The organism is Salmonella sp. A29-2, from assembly GCF_020150755.1.
GTDB lineage: Bacteria > Pseudomonadota > Gammaproteobacteria > Enterobacterales > Enterobacteriaceae > Salmonella > Salmonella enterica.
Genome location: NZ_CP083731.1, coordinates 3,017,580 through 3,035,013 on the forward strand (window position 1 = coordinate 3,017,580; position 17,434 = coordinate 3,035,013).

Sequence of the window (17,434 nt, forward strand, 5' to 3'; positions counted from 1 at the left end):
TCCCGCCTGACGAGGCCGTTCCAGGCCCGCCAGGCGTCAACGCCACCGGGCTGGCTTACCCCTTAATCTTCGGGTCCAGCGCATCGCGCAACCCGTCGCCTAACAGGTTAAACGCCAGCACAGTCAGGAAAATCGCCACCGCCGGGAAGAGCGCTACGTGCGGCGCGATGACCATATCCGCCCGCGCTTCATTGAGCATCGCTCCCCACTCCGGCGTTGGCGGCTGCGCGCCTAATCCGAGAAATGACAGGCTTGCCGCGGAAATAATTGACGTACCGATACGCATCGTAAAGAAAACCACAATTGACGAGACCGTTCCCGGCAATATATGGCTAAACAAAATCGTCGTATCGCTGGCGCCGATACTGCGGGCAGACTCAATAAACGTCTGCTGTTTTAAGACCAGGGTATTTCCGCGCACCAGACGTGCAAACGCCGGAATAGAGAAAATCGCCACCGCAACGATCACATTAGCAATACCGCTGCCTAACACCGCCACAACGGCAATCGCCAGCAAAATGCCGGGGAAGGCGAACAGCACATCGCAAATGCGCATAATGAAACGATCCCACCAGCCTTCATAATATCCCGCCAGCAATCCCAACACCGTACCGATTATCGCGCCGATAAATACCGCGAACACGCCCGCCGCCAGTGAGATCTGCGCCCCAACGAGAACCCGGCTAAAGATGTCTCTTCCCAGCGAGTCAACGCCAAACCAGTGCTGCAAAGAGGGGCCATTGTTCAGGCTATCGTAGTCAAAATAGTTTTCCGCATCGTAGGGTGTCAGCCAACGGGCAAAAATCGCCACCAGAATTAACGCCAGTACGAATCCCCCGGCGACCAACGCGACATGCTGGCGGCGAAAACGACGCCAGAACTCCCGCCACGGCGTGCGTATCTGGTCGGGTTTTACCACCGGCATAGCATGTAAAATCGCCTGACGGCGCCAGTTAAATAATCGCATCCTTACTTATACCTGATAGCCGGATTAATGGCGGCATAGAGGACATCCACCACTAAGTTGATAAGAATAAATTCCAGAGAAAACAGCAGCACTTCCGCCTGAATCACGGGGTAGTCGCGCATGTCGACGGAGTCGACCAGTAACCGCCCAAGCCCCGGCCAGTTAAACACTTTTTCGACGACGATCGATCCGCCAAGCAGAAAGCCAAATTGCAGTCCCATCATGGTGACGACCGGGATCATCGCATTGCGCAGGCCATGTTTTAACACCACCCACGTTTCACTGACGCCTTTCGCCCGCGCGGTCCTCATGTAATCCTCGCTCAGCACATCGACAAACGAGGAGCGCGTAAAACGCGCCATGACTGATGCCACCGCCGCACCAAGCGTCAGGGAGGGTAAAATATAATGTTGCCAGCTATCCGCCCCCACGGTCGGTAGCCAGCCCAGATCCACGGAAAAAATCTGCATTAACAACATTCCCAGCGCAAAAGCCGGGAAAGAAATGCCGGTCACGGCAAGCGTCATTCCTACCCGGTCAGGCCAGCGATTACGCCACACGGCGGCGGCGATGCCGATCGCCATGCCAAACAGCACCGCCCATATCATACTGGTTATCGTCAGCCACAGCGTCGGCAAAAAGCGGCTGGCGATCTCCTCAGAAACCGGGCGGCGGGAAACCATTGACGTCCCGAAATCGCCTTGTAAAACATGGGTGATGTAATGCCAAAACTGGACATGAAGCGGCTGATCAAGCCCCAGCTGCTGACGAACCAGCGCGATCACCTGCGCGTCGGCTTCCGGTCCGGCTATCAGCCGCGCCGGGTCGCCGGGCAACAAATGAACAAATAAAAACACCAGCACTGCCACAATCAACAGCGTAGGAATTAATCCCAGCAGGCGCTTGAGAACATAGTTAAGCATCACACGAACCTTTTACCGGATGGCGGACAACGCGCGCGCCATCCAGCCCCATCGCATTACTTACTTCAAATCCGCATCGTCAAAGCTGAAACCGGTATCCGGCATAATCCAGAAACCGGTCAAATTTTTACTGTGCGCAGAAACCAATTTCTCCACCACCAACGGTATCCAGGGCGACTCTTTCCAGATAATATCCTGCGCCTCTTTGTACAATCGTGTTTTCTCCTGCGGATCGTTGGTCTTTAAGGCCGCCGCCAAATCGCTGTCGACCTGCTTGTTGCTGTAAAAAGCGGTATTAAACTGCGTCGGCGGCCAGTTTTGTGATGCGAAGAGCGGCGATAACGCCCAGTCAGCTTCGCCCGTCGACGCCGACCAGCCGGTATAGAACATTCGCACGCCGCTCTCTTTTTGCCCTTTGCCCTCAACTTCCGCGGCGCGCTGGCCAGCGTCCATCGCGGTTATCCGGGCTTTAATGCCAATCTGCGCCAGTTGCTGTTGGGTAAACTGCAACACTTTTTGCGCGGTGCTATGGTTGTGCGATGACCACAGCGTGGTACTGAAACCGTCTGGATACCCCGCCTCTTTCAACAGTTCGCGCGCTTTAGCCGGATCATAGGGCCACGGCTGATAGCTTTGCGCATAGGCTATCGACGGCGGCACCACGCCCGTCGCCGGCGTGGCGTATCCGGCAAACGCCACTTTAACCAGCGCCTGACGATTGATAGCGTAATTCAACGCCTCACGCACCTTAGGATTATCAAACGGCTTCTGCGTCACATTCATACTGATATAACGCTGCATAATGGACGGGCTGGCGACCAGTTCGAGGTTTTTATTTTTCGCCAGTAACGCGGCCTGCTCATAAGGGATAGGAAAAGCAAATTGCGCTTCGCCAGTTTGCAGCATCGCCGCGCGGGTATTGTTGTCAGTAACCGGACGCCAGGTAATAGAATCCAGCTTGGGTAAGCCCTGCTGCCAGTAACCGGCGAACTTTTTCACTTTGACAAAGTCGGTCTGATTCCAGGTTTCAAGCTGGTATGGACCGGTACCGACCGGATGAAAACCAATATCCTTGCCATATTTTTCCAGCGCTTGCGGCGAGATCATCGCCGTCGCCGGGTGCGCCAGAATATTAATGAAAGCGGAGAACGGCTGTTTCAGGGTAATTTTTACCGTTGCCGGGTCGACAACCTCCGTTTTTGCGATATTTTTATACAGGTTATAACGTTTGAGGTGGTTATCCGGATTGCTGGCGCGATCGAGATTCGCTTTCACCGCCGCCGCATCAAAATCCGCGCCGTCCTGAAATTTCACCCCCTGCCGTAGGGTAATGGTGTAGGCCAGACCGTTATCAGAAACGGTATAGCCTTTCGCCAGGACGTTTTTTACCTTCATGTCTTTATCCAGGCCAAACAGCCCCTGATAAAATGACTTCGCCACCGCCTGCGAGAGCGTATCGTTGGCGTCATACGGATCGAGCGTGGTGAAATTAGACCCTACCGCCACCACCACATCTTTGGCCGCCAGGGCCGGAAAAGCCGCAATGGATGAGGCCAGTCCCAGCGCCGCCAGCCATTTATGCGTAATAAATTGCGTCATGTTGTTCTCCTGAAACCCTGCCTGTCTGAATGTTATAAGCGCGAGAGCGCATTATCCTGCAGCGGCCGCGCAACATAATGTCCCGGCCCGACCAACTGTAATGAAACGGCGGGCGTCTCTTCGCCACGTTTATGAATATTGCTGGGTATATCATCTGATAGTAGAACGCGCCGCGGCCGGTGTCTGGAGGGATCGGCAACCGGCACCGCCGCCATCAATTTACGCGTATAAGGATGCTGCGGATTTTCAAAAACGGCGCGCCGCGGCCCCATCTCAACAATTTGACCAAGATACATCACCGCCACGCGATGGCTAATTCGCTCCACGACCGCCATATCATGCGAAATAAACAGGTAGGCGATCCCCATTTCCCGTTGTAAATCGAGCAGTAAATTAATAATCTGCCCGCGAACGGAAACATCCAGCGCGGAGACCGCCTCATCGGCAATAATCACTTTAGGATTCAATGCCAGCGCGCGAGCAATGCAGATGCGCTGACGTTGACCGCCGGAAAACTCGTGCGGATAACGCCAGGCATGTTCAGGACGTAATCCGACACGCTCAAGCAACCAGGCCACGCGCTTTGCCGCAGCGTCCCCCTGCCCCAGACCATGAATCCGTAAAGGTTCCATAATGGAATACCCCACGGTCTGGCGCGGGTCGAGCGAGGCGTAAGGGTCCTGGAAAATACACTGAATATCGCGGCGCAACGGCTGGAGTTTACCCGCAGACAGCGTGTCAATGCGCTGGCCGTTAAAGATAATCTCCCCCTGCCGGGATTCAACCAACCGCAGCAGCGCGCGTCCGGTCGTCGATTTTCCGCTACCGGACTCGCCCACCAGCGATAGCGTTTCGCCGGGCCAGAGATCGAAACTGATATTCTCAACGGCATGGACTTCACGCGTAACGCGGTTAAAGAGACCGCTACGCAGCGGGAATCGCGTCACCAGCCCCCGAACCTGGAGAATAGGCTCGCCTTCCACCACCGTGTCTTGCTCAATCTGCGATTCATAAAGGGCCGGTTCGTCAGCGGAAATCAACGGGAAACGGCGTGGCAGCGAGTGGCCGCGCATCGCGCCAAGCTGAGGGACGGCGGCCAGTAACGTTTGGGTATAAGGATGCGTCGGCGCATGGAAAATCTGCTCTACGCTGCCGGTTTCCACGGCCTCGCCCTGATACATCACCAGCACGCGATCGGCGATATCCGCCACGACGCCCATGTCGTGGGTGATAAAAATCACGCCCATCGACATCTCTTGCTGCAACACTTTGATAAGTTGCAGAATTTGCGCCTGGATAGTGACATCCAGCGCCGTGGTGGGTTCATCGGCAATCAATACCGCCGGACGGCAGGATAGCGCCATCGCGATCATGACTCGCTGGCGCATCCCGCCGGAAAGCTGATGCGGATAACGCGATAAAATCGCCTGCGACTCCGGGATCCGTACCTGATCGAGCATACGTTTCGCTTCCGCCAGCGCCTCTTCGTGGCTGGCCCCCTGATGCAAACGAATAGATTCGGCAATTTGCTCGCCAACGGTAAATACCGGGTTGAGCGAGGTCATTGGCTCCTGGAAAATCATGGCGATATCCGCGCCGCGCACACGCCGCATCTGCGCGTCACTCTGCTCAGACAGCTCAATCACCTGGCGATTACGCCGACGCAACAGCATTTCGCCGCAGCGCACGTTCGCGCCCGACTGCTCAATCAGCCGCATTAACGCCAGCGCCGTCACCGATTTTCCCGATCCCGACTCGCCGACAATCGCCAGAGTCTCTCCACGCTTCAGGCGTAATGACACATTACGCACGGCGTCTACCTGTTGCCCTTCGTGGTGAAACGCGATATTCAGGCCACTGACGGACAGAACATCGCGGCTATCCAGTTCATCGCTGTGCGGCACCTGCGGCTCCTTATTCCCGGTAAATTCCTGTGGTAGGCGTATCCCCGGCATATCCCCAGGCGCGATACATCCCTTCGCTGTTAAACGGCAACGCGACATTACCTTCGTGATCAACGGCGATTAATCCACCGCTGCCGCCCAGCGCCGGTAATTTTTCCATCACCACGCGCTCACAGGCGTCGGCAAGGCTGAGTCCGCCATATTCCATCAATGCGGCGATATCGTAAGCCGCGAGCGTGCGAATAAAGACCTCTCCCGTTCCGGTACAGGAAACGGCGACGCTGGCGTTGTTGGCATAACACCCGGCGCCGACCAGCGGGCTGTCGCCGACGCGCCCGGGCAATTTATTGGTCATCCCGCCGGTAGACGTTGCCGCCGCCAGATTGCCGAATTTATCCCGCGCCACTGCGCCGACTGTACCCATTTTTTTCGTTTCGTCCAGCGGCGCGCCGCTGTGATCGAGCGCCATTTCACCCACCGCACGCGCCGCCAGCAATTGCTCGTAACGCGCCGGGGTGGAAAAGATATCCGGCGAAACGCGCGCCATCCCCTGTGAAAAGGCAAAGTTTTCCGCCCCTTCCCCCACCATGAGTACATGTGGGCTGCGCTCCATCACCAGTCTGGCGGCGAGCACAGGATGGCGAACATGACTCACGCCCGCGACGGCTCCGGCCTTCAGGGTATTGCCGTCCATCACGCAGGCATCCAGTTCATGAGTTCCGTCTCGGGTATAGACCGCGCCGATACCCGCATTGAAGAGCGGACACGCTTCTAACAGGCGCACCGCTTCCGTCACTACATCAAGCGCGCTGTCACCCGCTTCCAGCATCTTTTGCCCGCTTTCAACAATCTCTGACAACGCCTGGATATAGCGTAGCTCCTGCTCATGGCTCATTTGCGCGCGAGCAATCGCGCCTGCGCCGCCGTGAATCGCAATCACTGCTTTATTCATTTTTAGGGTCCATTAACGGTGGCACACAACTTTTACTATAACTATCAGAATTGTTGTGAGTTATTCATTCGATTTTTGAATATAGAAAGATGCGTAAGGTATGTAAAGGCGCAAGGCCGTCTCTAAGACCGAGGTAGCATACTGCCCGCCACTGTTTTCTGACATAATAGCCGGATTCGATTTTGCCTCGCAGGAGTATGTTCATGGAATTTTCCGCCGGATTGATGCCGCTTGAAACGGCGCTGACCCAGATGCTTTCACGTATTACCCCGCTCACCGCCGTAGAAACGTTGCCGCTGGTGAACTGCTTTGGCCGCATCCTGGCGACCGATATCGTATCTCCCCTTGATGTCCCCGGCTTTGATAATTCAGCTATGGATGGTTATGCGGTACGCGTGGCGGATTTGTCCGCCGATAAGCCGCTGCCCGTCGCCGGCAAAGCATTTGCCGGTCAGCCTTACCAGGGAGAGTGGCCTGCGGGCACCTGCATTCGCATTATGACCGGCGCCCCGGTGCCGACAGGTTGCGAGGCGGTAGTTATGCAAGAGCAGACGGAACAAACCGATGACGGCGTGCGTTTTACCGCCGATGTTCGTTGCGGACAAAACATCCGCCGCCGCGGCGAGGATATTCGCCAGGATGCGGTGGTCTTTCCGGCCGGTACGCGCCTGACTACTGCCGAACTGCCAGTGCTGGCGTCGCTGGGAATTGCCGATGCGCAGGTTGTACGTAAAGTGCGCGTAGCGCTGTTCTCGACCGGCGACGAGCTCCAGCTTCCGGGCCAACCGCTGGAGGCGGGACAAATTTATGACACTAACCGTCTAACTATACATTTGATGCTGCAACAGCTTGGCTGCGAAGTGATCAATTTAGGCATTATTCCTGACGATCCCGGTAAGCTTCGCGCCGCGTTTATCGACGCCGACAGCCAGGCCGATGTAGTGATAAGCTCCGGCGGCGTCTCGGTTGGTGAAGCGGACTATACCAAAACCATCCTTGAGGAGCTGGGCGAAATCGCCTTCTGGAAGCTGGCTATCAAGCCAGGCAAACCGTTTGCCTTCGGCAAACTCAGTAATAGCTGGTTCTGTGGCCTGCCGGGGAATCCAGTCTCTGCGGCGCTCACGTTTTATCAACTGGTTCAGCCCTTACTGGCGAAGCTTGGCGGCAATACGGCAAGCGCTGTACCGCCGCGCCAGCGTGTACGCACAACATCTCGCCTGAAGAAAACGCCGGGGCGTCTCGATTTCCAGCGCGGCATCCTGCAACGTAGCGCCAACGGCGAACTGGAGGTCACGACCACCGGACACCAGGGCTCACATATTTTCAGCTCGTTTAGTCTGGGCAACTGCTTTATTGTGCTGGAGCGTGAACGCGGCAATGTTGAGCCGGGAGAATGGGTGGAAGTCGAGCCGTTTAATGCTCTGTTCGGAGGCCTGTAATGGCGGAACTTAGCGACCAGGAGATGCTGCGCTATAACCGACAAATTATTCTGCGCGGCTTCGATTTTGAAGGGCAGGAAGCGTTAAAAGATGCGCGGGTATTAGTGGTCGGGCTGGGCGGACTCGGCTGCGCGGCAACGCAGTATCTGGCCGGCGCTGGCGTCGGGCAACTGACGCTACTCGATTTTGATACCGTTTCCGTTTCCAATCTCCAGCGTCAAACCTTGCACTGCGACGCCACGGTCGGGCAGCCAAAGGTAGAGTCCGCCCGCGACGCGCTGGCGCGAATCAACCCGCATATTACCATTACGCCCGTTAACGCGCGGCTGGACGACGACGCTATGACCAGCCTGATTGCCGGGCATTCGCTGGTACTGGACTGTACCGATAACGTTAGCGTACGTAATCAACTTAACGCCGGATGCTATACCGCGAAAGTGCCGCTAATCTCCGGCGCGGCAATTCGTATGGAAGGACAAGTTACCGTCTTTACGTATCGGGAAAACGAACCCTGTTACCGCTGCCTGAGCCGTCTGTTTGGCGAAAACGCTCTGACCTGCGTAGAGGCAGGGGTGATGGCGCCACTGATTGGCGTGATCGGTTCGCTACAGGCAATGGAGGCCATTAAGCTGCTGGCGCATTACGGTCAGCCCGCTAGCGGAAAAATCGTCATGTACGATGCGATGACCTGTCAGTTCCGCGAAATGAAGTTGATGCGTAACCCCGGCTGTGAGGTCTGCGGGCAGTAGCCACTTTACGGATAAACATACCAAAGCACGGTTTATGGCCGTGCTGTATCAACAGATAATTACTGTCATCAGACGCAAAGCCAGCTTACCCAAGCTCCGACTGACGATCGGCTCAAGCAGCGCGGCATCATCTTAAACGCCATACCACAACCTCAAACCGTGATGTTGTACCTCATTTAACGCCTCTTTGTCAGAACCTCTCCATTCGTTGACGCACATCAAGATAACTTTCATTCGAAAGTAATTTAATCTTTATATGAAATAAGAGAGGCCGTTTATGATCTTCAATATTCAGCGCTATTCTACCCACGATGGCCCCGGTATCCGTACCGTAGTATTTCTCAAAGGCTGTTCGTTGGGCTGTCGCTGGTGCCAGAACCCGGAAAGCCGCGCCCGCGCTCAGGATCTGTTATACGACGCGCGGCTGTGTCTCGAAGGATGCGACCTGTGCGCGCAAGCCGCGCCGGACGTCATTGAGCGCGCGCTAAACGGCCTGCTCATCCATCGCGAAAAACTGACCGACGCCCATTTTTCAGTCCTGGCGCATTGCTGCCCCACACAGGCGTTAACCGTGTGCGGCGAAATAAAAAGCGTGGATGAGATCATGGCGACGGTACTGCGCGATAAACCTTTTTACGATCGCAGCGGCGGCGGTCTTACGCTTTCCGGCGGCGAACCGTTTATGCAGCCGGAACTGGCGGCAGAGCTGTTTAAAGCCAGCCATGACGCCGGTATTCATACAGCGGTTGAGACCTGTCTGCATGTCCCATGGAAATACATTGCGCCCTCACTGCCTTATATCGATCTGTTTCTGGCTGATTTGAAACATGTCGCCGACGGGCCGTTTAAGCAGTGGACCGATGGTAGCGCCTCGCGGGTGCTGGAAAATCTCAGGAAACTCGCCGCCGCGGGCAAAAAAATGGTGATTCGCGTCCCGCTGATTCAGGGATTTAATGCCGATGAGGAGACCATTAAAGCCATTACCGACTTTGCCGCCGACGAACTGCACGTCGGGGAAATTCATTTTCTGCCCTACCACACGCTGGGCATCAATAAATACCACTTACTCAGTCAGCCCTATCATGCCCCGGATAAACCACTGGATGCGCCGGCGTTACTTGATTTTGCCCAGAAGTACGCCTGCCAAAAAGGTTTAACCGCGACCCTACGAGGATAATTATCATGACCCAACTGAAACTGGACACGCTCAGTGACCGCATTAAGGCGCACAAAACCGCGCTGGTACATATCGTGAAACCGCCGGTCTGTACCGAACGCGCGCAGCATTATACCGAAATGTACCAGCAGCATCTGGATAAACCGATTCCGGTACGCCGTGCGCTGGCGCTGGCCCATCACCTGGCGGAACGCACTATCTGGATAAAACACGATGAACTGATCGTCGGCAACCAGGCAAGTGAAGTCCGCGCCGCGCCGATTTTCCCGGAATATACCGTCTCGTGGATTGAAAAAGAGATCGACGACCTGGCGGACCGGCCCGGCGCAGGTTTTTCCGTAAGTGAAGAAAACAAACGTATTCTGCACGACGTCTGTCCGTGGTGGCGCGGTCAAACCGTCCAGGATCGCTGCTACGGCATGTTTACCGATGAACAAAAAGGGCTTCTGGCGACTGGCATTATCAAAGCCGAAGGCAATATGACTTCCGGTGACGCGCACCTGGCGGTGAACTTCCCGCTACTGCTGGAAAAAGGGCTTGATGGCCTGCGCGATAAAGTCGCCGAGCGCCGCTCACGCATCAACCTGACCGTGCTGGAAGATCTGCATGGCGAGCAGTTCCTGAAGGCGATTGATATTGTGCTGGACGCGGTAAGCCAGCATATCACGCGCTTTGCCGCGCTGGCGCGTCAGATGGCGGGCGAAGAGTCCCGTGAAAGCCGTCGTAAAGAGCTACTTACCATCGCCGAAAACTGCGAGGTGATCGCCCACCAACCGCCGCAGACCTTCTGGCAAGCACTGCAATTGTGCTACTTCATCCAGCTGATTCTACAAATTGAGTCTAACGGGCACTCGGTGTCATTTGGTCGTATGGACCAGTATCTTTACCCCTATTATCGTCGCGATGTCGAACTAAACCAGACGCTGGATCGTGAGCACGCCATTGAACTGCTGCACAGCTGCTGGCTGAAACTGCTGGAAGTAAACAAGATCCGCTCCGGTTCGCACTCTAAAGCTTCCGCAGGCAGCCCGCTGTATCAAAACGTCACCATTGGCGGTCAGAATCTTATCAACGGTCAGCCAATGGACGCAGTGAATCCGCTGTCTTACGCTATTCTGGAGTCCTGCGGACGTTTGCGTTCTACCCAGCCCAACCTCAGTGTGCGTTATCACGCCGGAATGAGTAACGATTTCCTTGACGCCTGCGTCCAGGTCATCCGCTGCGGCTTTGGGATGCCGGCGTTTAACAATGATGAAATCGTCATCCCGGAATTTATCAAGTTGGGGATCGAACCACAGGACGCTTACGATTACGCGGCGATCGGCTGTATCGAAACCGCCGTCGGCGGGAAATGGGGTTATCGCTGCACCGGCATGAGCTTTATTAACTTCGCCCGCGTCATGCTGGCGGCGCTGGAAGGCGGTCGCGACGCCACCAGCGGCAAGGTATTTCTGCCGCAGGAAAAGGCGCTCTCCGCAGGCAACTTTAACAATTTTGACGAAGTGATGGCCGCCTGGGATACCCAAATTCGCTACTACACGCGCAAATCGATCGAAATTGAGTATGTGGTCGACACCATGCTGGAAGAGAACGTCCACGATATTCTCTGCTCAGCGCTAGTAGATGACTGTATTGAACGCGCGAAGAGTATCAAGCAAGGCGGCGCGAAATATGACTGGGTATCCGGTCTGCAGGTCGGTATCGCCAACCTGGGCAACAGCCTCGCCGCCGTGAAAAAACTGGTCTTCGAACAGGGCGTTATCGGTCAACAGCAGCTTGCCGCCGCGCTGGCCGATGACTTTGACGGGCTGACCCATGAGCAGCTGCGCCAGCGTCTGATTAACGGCGCGCCGAAGTACGGTAACGACGATGACAGTGTCGATACCCTGCTGGCGCGCGCTTATCAGACCTATATTGATGAGCTGAAGCAATACCATAACCCGCGCTACGGTCGTGGCCCTGTCGGCGGCAACTATTACGCCGGTACGTCCTCTATCTCAGCAAACGTGCCATTTGGCGCCGCGACTATGGCAACCCCGGATGGCCGCAAAGCGCATACGCCGCTGGCGGAAGGCGCAAGCCCTGCATCAGGTACGGATCATCTCGGCCCGACGGCGGTGATTGGTTCCGTAGGCAAATTACCTACCGGTTCCATTCTCGGCGGCGTGCTGCTCAACCAGAAACTGAACCCAACGACGCTGGAAAACGAATCCGACAAACAGAAACTGATGGTTCTGCTACGGACGTTCTTTGAGGTGCATAAAGGCTGGCATATTCAGTACAACATCGTGTCACGCGAAACGCTGCTGGATGCGAAAAAACATCCGGACCAGTACCGCGATCTGGTCGTGCGTGTGGCAGGCTACTCTGCCTTCTTCACCGCGCTGTCGCCGGATGCGCAGGACGATATCATCGCCCGTACCGAACATATGCTGTAATTTGCCCAGGCGCCATCGGCAATATGTCCGAACTGCCTGATGGCGCTACGTTTAACAGGCCTACGCAGGCCTGTTAATCAGAAGGGATCGGTGCCGTCAAGCACGGCCTGAATGACGTTGAGCGCGCCTTGATGGTTATTATCATCAGTGTGATAACGTGAAAGCGCTTTGATATTGTCTGCGGCATTGCCCATGGCAAAAGAGTAATGCGCCATTTTCAACATTTCCGCATCATTACCGCTGTCGCCAATGGCGACGACATTCTGTGGCGACCTGTTCCAGCGCTTTAACAGACGACTGATGCCATTCGCTTTATGCAGTCCCGGGATAATCAGGTCGATAAAACCGAAGCCGCTGGTGACGGGCTTCATGATGCCATCCAGAGATACGTGCAGTTTGTCGATAACCAGCGGAATTTGTTCATCGGGCAAATTCAGGGAGAACTTAAACAGGATATCGTCAATGTCGTGATAATCGTTTACCGGCTGCAGGCGGTGATAATGTTTGGCCATCAGCGCCACGAAAGTCTCGGGAGCGTTTTTGCTGACATAAGCGCTTTTCAGACCGCAGGCGACGAAGTTAAGCTGCTTATCCTTCAGCAGTTCGCCAATCACAATCCGCGATTCATGCCGGGTTAGCTCCCCGTGAAACAACTGCTTGCCATGTTCATACACCAGCGCGCCATTTTCTGCGACAAAGGAAATTTCGTCTTTCAGCTCGGGGAAGAAGGAGATCAACTGGTAGTACTGATTACCGCTGGCGACCACAAATTCGATATTACGTTTTTTCAGTTCCTGGTATTGCGCCATGAAGCGTACACGATCGTACTGCTTGGCATCGTCGAGAAAAGTGCCGTCCATATCTGTAACGACAACGTTAACGGTCATACTTAAGCTCCTGGCTGTAACTGCGACCAGAAACATTTTAATAACAATGTGAGCAGAACCACAAATTTATTTCGAATGAAAAGTGGCTGAACGAAAGGAATAGCCGCATAAGACATTAAGGCGTCCTGGCCACCTTACGTTTTCCTCTCGCTTCTCTCCTTGTGCGCTCCTGCAATATTTTAAACTTGCATTAACCTTATTTTAACTTAAAGTATCAGATGTAACTAATTTTACTTTCGAACGAAAGATGATGAGGTTGATATGACGACTCCTTTTACCCACGAAACGCTGCCCGCCGACCCAAAAGCGGCCATTCGTCAGATGAAGCAGGCGCTACGCGCGCAAATCGGCGACGTACAGGCGGTGTTCGACCGTTTGAGCGCCACCATAGCAGCCCGGGTGGCGGAAATTAACGATCTGAAGGCGCAGGGGCAGCCGGTATGGCCAATTATCCCTTTTAGCGAACTGGCGATGGGCAACATTAGCGATGCCACCCGCGCCGAGGTTAAGCGCCGCGGGTGCGCGGTGATTAAAGGTCATTTTCCACGCGAACAGGCGCTGGCATGGGACCAGTCGATGCTCGACTATCTGGACAAGAACCATTTTGACGAGGTGTATAAAGGACCGGGGGATAATTTTTTCGGTACGCTGAGCGCCTCCCGGCCTGAAATCTATCCTGTCTACTGGTCGCAGGCGCAAATGCAGGCCCGCCAAAGTGAAGAGATGGCGCTGGCGCAGTCGTTCCTCAACCGTCTGTGGCAGGTAGAGCACGACGGCAAGCGATGGTTTAATCCGGATATCAGCATCATTTACCCGGATCGCATCCGTCGCCGCCCGCCGGGCACCACATCCAAAGGACTGGGAGCGCATACCGACTCCGGCGCACTGGAACGCTGGCTGCTGCCAGCCTATCAGCAGGTATTCGCCAGCGTGTTTAACGGCAACGTCGAGCAGTACGATCCGTGGAATGCGGCGCACCGTACCGAAGTTGAAGAGTATACGGTGGATAACACCACCAAATGCTCGGTATTTCGCACCTTCCAGGGCTGGACCGCGCTCTCCGATATGCTGCCCGGTCAGGGGTTGCTTCATGTCGTCCCTATCCCGGAGGCGATGGCGTATATTCTGCTGCGCCCGCTGCTGGATGATGTCCCGGAAGATGAATTATGCGGCGTCGCGCCGGGCCGGGTGCTGCCGATTTCTGAACAGTGGCATCCTTTACTGATGGCGGCGTTAACCAGCATTCCGCCACTGGAAGCCGGGGATTCCGTGTGGTGGCATTGCGATGTCATCCACTCCGTCGCCCCCGTCGAAAACCAGCAGGGCTGGGGCAATGTGATGTACATTCCTGCCGCGCCAATGTGTGAGAAGAATCTGGCCTATGCGCGTAAGGTGAAAGCGGCGCTGGAGACAGGCGCATCACCGGGCGATTTCCCGCGCGAGGACTATGAAACCACCTGGGAAGGGCGCTTCACGCTGCGCGATCTGAATATTCACGGTAAACGGGCATTAGGTATGGACGTTTGACGGTCGTACCGCCCTGCCCGCTCACCTGCGGTGTGCCCTTTGTCTGGGCGCACCCGTCTTACCGAACCTACGGCCAGGATACGTAGGCCCGGTAAGCACAGCGCTACCGGGCGTCAGTGTTTAACTTTCAATCCCTTTACTACGCAAATAATCGTCGTAGTTGCCGCTGAAGTCCACCACGCGCTCCGGCGTAATTTCAATGACGCGGGTTGCCAGCGAGCTGACGAACTCACGGTCGTGCGAAACAAAGATCAGCGTGCCCTGATACAGCTCCAGCGCCATATTCAGCGATTCGATCGACTCCATATCCAGGTGGTTAGTCGGTTCGTCCATGATCAGGATATTCGGCTTTTGCATCATCAGTTTGCCGAACAGCATACGGCCCTTCTCGCCACCGGAGAGGACTTTCGCAGGCTTTTTGATATCATCCTGGCTAAATAACAGGCGGCCCAGAATACTGCGCACTGCCTGCTCGTCGTCGCCTTCCTGCTTCCACTGACTCATCCATTCAAACACCGTCAGGTCATTTTCGAATTCATATTCGTGGTCTTGCGCGTAGTAACCAATACGCGCGTTTTCCGACCATTTAACGGTGCCGTGATCGGCGTCCAGATCGCCAACCAGCGTCTTCAGCAGCGTAGATTTACCCACGCCATTGGTGCCGAGTACCGCCAGCTTCTCGCCGACTTCGAGCAGCAAATTGACATTTTTAAACAGCGGACCGTTATCAAAACCTTTCGTCAGCGCCTCCACTTCCAGAGCGTTACGGAACAGTTTTTTATCCTGCTCAAAACGGATGAACGGGTTCTGACGGCTGGAGGCTTTCACCTCTTCCAGCTTGATTTTATCAATCTGCCGCGCGCGCGACGTTGCCTGACGCGATTTAGAGGCATTGGCGCTAAAACGGCTAACAAAAGATTGCAGCTCGGCAATTTGCGCTTTTTTCTTCGCATTATCGGCCAACAGACGTTCACGCGCCTGGGTCGCCGCCGTCATATACTCATCATAGTTACCCGGATAGACGCGCAAGTCGCCGTAATCCAGATCCGCCATATGCGTACAAACCATGTTCAGGAAGTGACGGTCGTGCGAAATGATGATCATCGTGCTATCGCGCTCGTTCAGCACCTGCTCCAGCCAACGGATAGTATCAATATCCAGGTTGTTGGTCGGTTCGTCGAGCAACAGGATGTCCGGATTAGAGAATAACGCCTGCGCCAGCAGCACACGCAATTTCCAGCCTGGCGCGACTTCACTCATCAGACCGTAATGCTGCTCCAGCGGGATGCCCACCCCCAACAGCAGTTCGCCCGCGCGCGCCTCAGCGGAATAACCGTCCATCTCGCCGTATTTTACTTCCAGATCGGCGACTTTATAGCCGTCTTCTTCGCTCATTTCCGGCAAGGCATAGATACGGTCGCGCTCCTGCTTGACTTCCCACAGTTCGCCATGCCCCATAATGACAGTATCAAGAACGGTGAATGTTTCAAAAGCGAACTGGTCCTGACGCAGCTTACCGATGCGCTCATTCGGATCGAGGGAAACATTGCCCAGCGTCGGCTCCAGGTCGCCGCCGAGGATTTTCATAAAAGTGGACTTTCCGCTACCGTTGGCGCCGATCAGGCCGTAACGGTTGCCGCCGCCAAATTTGACGGAAATGTTTTCGAACAGCGGCTTACTGCCGAACTGCATGGTAACGTTGCTGGAAACTAACACAGGCTTATCCTGAAAAAAGATGTGACAAACCGCTTATTATGCCACAAGTCTGAAATAAGATCGCGCCCTGTACAAAGGGCTACACTGAACCGTAAGGGAAAAAAACGTGATTTCGTACACATCTGAATTCCCTGTTTACTGGAATGCACCTATAATGCGCTCCCAACATGACAGAATTCTCAACCTACTAGCCTGCTTGGCACAGAATCTCGCATAACATGAATATGAAATTAACAACGCTTTTCGCGGCGGCTTTCGCTGTAGTTGGTTTTTGTAAAACAGCCTCAGCAGTCACTTACCCGCTGCCTACCGATGGTAGCCGTTTAATTGGGCAAAATCAGGTCATCACCGTTCCGGAGGGCAATACCCAGCCGCTGGAGTATTTTGCCGCGGAGTATCAGATGGGGCTCTCCAACATGCTGGAAGCCAACCCGGGCGTGGATACCTTCCTGCCGAAGGGCGGTACCGTGCTGAATATTCCGCAGCAGCTGATCCTGCCGGATACCGTACACGAAGGCATTATCATCAATAGCGCGGAAATGCGTCTCTATTACTACCCGAAAGGCACAAACACCGTTATCGTCCTGCCGATAGGGATCGGTCAGTTAGGTAAAGACACGCCTATCAACTGGACAACCAAAGTTGAACGTAAAAAAGCCGGTCCGACCTGGACGCCTACGGCAAAAATGCACGCTGAATATCGCGCCGCCGGCGAGCCGCTGCCTGCCGTCGTGCCTGCGGGCCCGGATAATCCGATGGGTCTGTACGCGCTGTACATCGGTCGCCTGTATGCTATTCACGGCACCAACGCCAACTTCGGCATCGGGCTTCGCGTGAGCCACGGCTGCGTGCGTCTGCGCAACGACGATATCAAATTCCTGTTTGAAAATGTGCCGGTCGGTACCCGCGTGCAGTTTATCGATGAACCGGTAAAAGCCACCACCGAGCCGGACGGTAGCCGTTACATTGAGGTGCATAACCCGCTGTCAACGACGGAAGCGCAGTTTGAAGGTAAGGAAGCGGTGCCGATCACGCTTAATAAGAGTATCCTGGCCGTCACCAACGAGCCTGACGTTGATCAGACCGTCGTACAACAGGCAGTTCAGGATCGTTCCGGGATGCCGGTTCGTCTGAACTGACAGACTCTGCCTGCGAA

At 55.1% G+C, this 17,434-nt stretch carries 13 protein-coding genes; 6 read left to right on the plus strand and 7 right to left on the minus strand.

Annotation, left to right across the window (positions count from 1 at the left end; all coding sequences use genetic code 11):
• Nucleotides 1-55: 55 nt before the first annotated feature.
• From gsiD to iaaA, 5 genes are read right to left on the minus strand one after another with little or no spacing between them, the layout of a single operon-like run.
• On the minus strand, nucleotides 56-967 hold the full coding sequence (gene gsiD / locus K8W53_RS14785) for a glutathione ABC transporter permease GsiD (RefSeq protein WP_001236024.1): 912 nt from the start codon (nucleotides 965-967) through the stop codon (nucleotides 56-58).
• Nucleotides 968-969: 2 nt separating this feature from the next.
• Nucleotides 970-1,890, minus strand: a complete 921-nt coding sequence (gene gsiC / locus K8W53_RS14790; protein WP_000936066.1) for a glutathione ABC transporter permease GsiC — start codon at nucleotides 1,888-1,890, stop codon at nucleotides 970-972.
• A 60-nt stretch (nucleotides 1,891-1,950) separates the two neighbouring features.
• Nucleotides 1,951-3,489 carry a glutathione ABC transporter substrate-binding protein GsiB gene (gsiB, locus tag K8W53_RS14795; protein WP_052939249.1) on the minus strand — a complete coding sequence of 513 codons (1,539 nt, stop codon included), beginning with the start codon at nucleotides 3,487-3,489 and terminating at the stop codon, nucleotides 1,951-1,953.
• 32 nt (nucleotides 3,490-3,521) lie between these two features.
• Nucleotides 3,522-5,393 carry a glutathione ABC transporter ATP-binding protein GsiA gene (gene gsiA / locus K8W53_RS14800; protein ID WP_001120598.1) on the minus strand — a complete coding sequence of 624 codons (1,872 nt, stop codon included), beginning with the start codon at nucleotides 5,391-5,393 and terminating at the stop codon, nucleotides 3,522-3,524.
• 10 nt (nucleotides 5,394-5,403) lie between these two features.
• The gene (gene iaaA, locus K8W53_RS14805; protein WP_023205693.1) at nucleotides 5,404-6,345 is read right to left on the minus strand and encodes a beta-aspartyl-peptidase; all 942 of its coding nucleotides are present in this window, start codon (nucleotides 6,343-6,345) and stop codon (nucleotides 5,404-5,406) included.
• 203 nt (nucleotides 6,346-6,548) lie between these two features.
• Here iaaA and moeA point away from each other — a divergent pair, with 203 nt between their 5' ends.
• The 4 genes from moeA to K8W53_RS14825 all read left to right on the plus strand — a co-directional run bounded on the left by moeA (nucleotide 6,549) and on the right by K8W53_RS14825 (nucleotide 12,148).
• Nucleotides 6,549-7,784 carry a molybdopterin molybdotransferase MoeA gene (gene moeA / locus K8W53_RS14810; RefSeq protein ID WP_001522974.1) on the plus strand — a complete coding sequence of 412 codons (1,236 nt, stop codon included), beginning with the start codon at nucleotides 6,549-6,551 and terminating at the stop codon, nucleotides 7,782-7,784.
• Nucleotides 7,784-8,533: a molybdopterin-synthase adenylyltransferase MoeB gene (gene moeB / locus K8W53_RS14815; RefSeq protein WP_023224491.1), complete on the plus strand. Its 750-nt coding sequence runs from the start codon at nucleotides 7,784-7,786 to the stop codon at nucleotides 8,531-8,533. Before moeA ends, moeB begins: the two co-directional genes overlap by 1 nt.
• A gap of 277 nt (nucleotides 8,534-8,810) precedes the next feature.
• Nucleotides 8,811-9,710 carry a glycyl-radical enzyme activating protein gene (locus tag K8W53_RS14820; RefSeq protein ID WP_000576954.1) on the plus strand — a complete coding sequence of 300 codons (900 nt, stop codon included), beginning with the start codon at nucleotides 8,811-8,813 and terminating at the stop codon, nucleotides 9,708-9,710.
• Between the two features lie 5 nt (nucleotides 9,711-9,715).
• Nucleotides 9,716-12,148: a glycyl radical protein gene (locus K8W53_RS14825; protein ID WP_000192661.1), complete on the plus strand. Its 2,433-nt coding sequence runs from the start codon at nucleotides 9,716-9,718 to the stop codon at nucleotides 12,146-12,148.
• A 77-nt stretch (nucleotides 12,149-12,225) separates the two neighbouring features.
• Here the strand turns inward: K8W53_RS14825 and K8W53_RS14830 are convergent, their stop codons facing one another.
• Nucleotides 12,226-13,035, minus strand: coding sequence for a Cof-type HAD-IIB family hydrolase (locus K8W53_RS14830; protein ID WP_000217910.1), 810 nt, complete (start codon nucleotides 13,033-13,035; stop codon nucleotides 12,226-12,228).
• A gap of 261 nt (nucleotides 13,036-13,296) precedes the next feature.
• Between K8W53_RS14830 and K8W53_RS14835 the strand changes: the two genes are divergently transcribed.
• Complete coding sequence (locus K8W53_RS14835) at nucleotides 13,297-14,562, plus strand: DUF1479 domain-containing protein (RefSeq protein WP_001586229.1); 1,266 nt, start codon at nucleotides 13,297-13,299, stop codon at nucleotides 14,560-14,562.
• 120 nt (nucleotides 14,563-14,682) lie between these two features.
• Here K8W53_RS14835 and K8W53_RS14840 read toward each other — a convergent pair whose 3' ends face one another.
• Nucleotides 14,683-16,278: an ABC-F family ATPase gene (locus K8W53_RS14840; RefSeq protein ID WP_000961480.1), complete on the minus strand. Its 1,596-nt coding sequence runs from the start codon at nucleotides 16,276-16,278 to the stop codon at nucleotides 14,683-14,685.
• Nucleotides 16,279-16,496: 218 nt separating this feature from the next.
• Here K8W53_RS14840 and ldtB point away from each other — a divergent pair, with 218 nt between their 5' ends.
• The gene (ldtB, locus tag K8W53_RS14845; RefSeq protein WP_001056404.1) at nucleotides 16,497-17,417 is read left to right on the plus strand and encodes a L,D-transpeptidase; all 921 of its coding nucleotides are present in this window, start codon (nucleotides 16,497-16,499) and stop codon (nucleotides 17,415-17,417) included.
• The last annotated feature ends 17 nt before the right edge of the window (nucleotides 17,418-17,434 follow it).

Bases quoted from the DNA above. Each gene is read 5' to 3' on its own strand.
- K8W53_RS14820 (WP_000576954.1), top strand. From the start codon at position 8,811: ATGATCTTCAATATTCAGCGCTATTCTACCCACGATGGCCCCGGTATC.
- moeB (WP_023224491.1), top strand. From the start codon at position 7,784: ATGGCGGAACTTAGCGACCAGGAGATGCTGCGCTATAACCGACAAATT.
- K8W53_RS14825 (WP_000192661.1), top strand. From the start codon at position 9,716: ATGACCCAACTGAAACTGGACACGCTCAGTGACCGCATTAAGGCGCAC.
- K8W53_RS14830 (WP_000217910.1), bottom strand. From the start codon at position 13,035: ATGACCGTTAACGTTGTCGTTACAGATATGGACGGCACTTTTCTCGAC.
- K8W53_RS14835 (WP_001586229.1), top strand. From the start codon at position 13,297: ATGACGACTCCTTTTACCCACGAAACGCTGCCCGCCGACCCAAAAGCG.
- gsiD (WP_001236024.1), bottom strand. From the start codon at position 967: ATGCGATTATTTAACTGGCGCCGTCAGGCGATTTTACATGCTATGCCG.
- iaaA (WP_023205693.1), bottom strand. From the start codon at position 6,345: ATGAATAAAGCAGTGATTGCGATTCACGGCGGCGCAGGCGCGATTGCT.
- moeA (WP_001522974.1), top strand. From the start codon at position 6,549: ATGGAATTTTCCGCCGGATTGATGCCGCTTGAAACGGCGCTGACCCAG.
- gsiB (WP_052939249.1), bottom strand. From the start codon at position 3,489: ATGACGCAATTTATTACGCATAAATGGCTGGCGGCGCTGGGACTGGCC.
- gsiC (WP_000936066.1), bottom strand. From the start codon at position 1,890: ATGCTTAACTATGTTCTCAAGCGCCTGCTGGGATTAATTCCTACGCTG.
- ldtB (WP_001056404.1), top strand. From the start codon at position 16,497: ATGAATATGAAATTAACAACGCTTTTCGCGGCGGCTTTCGCTGTAGTT.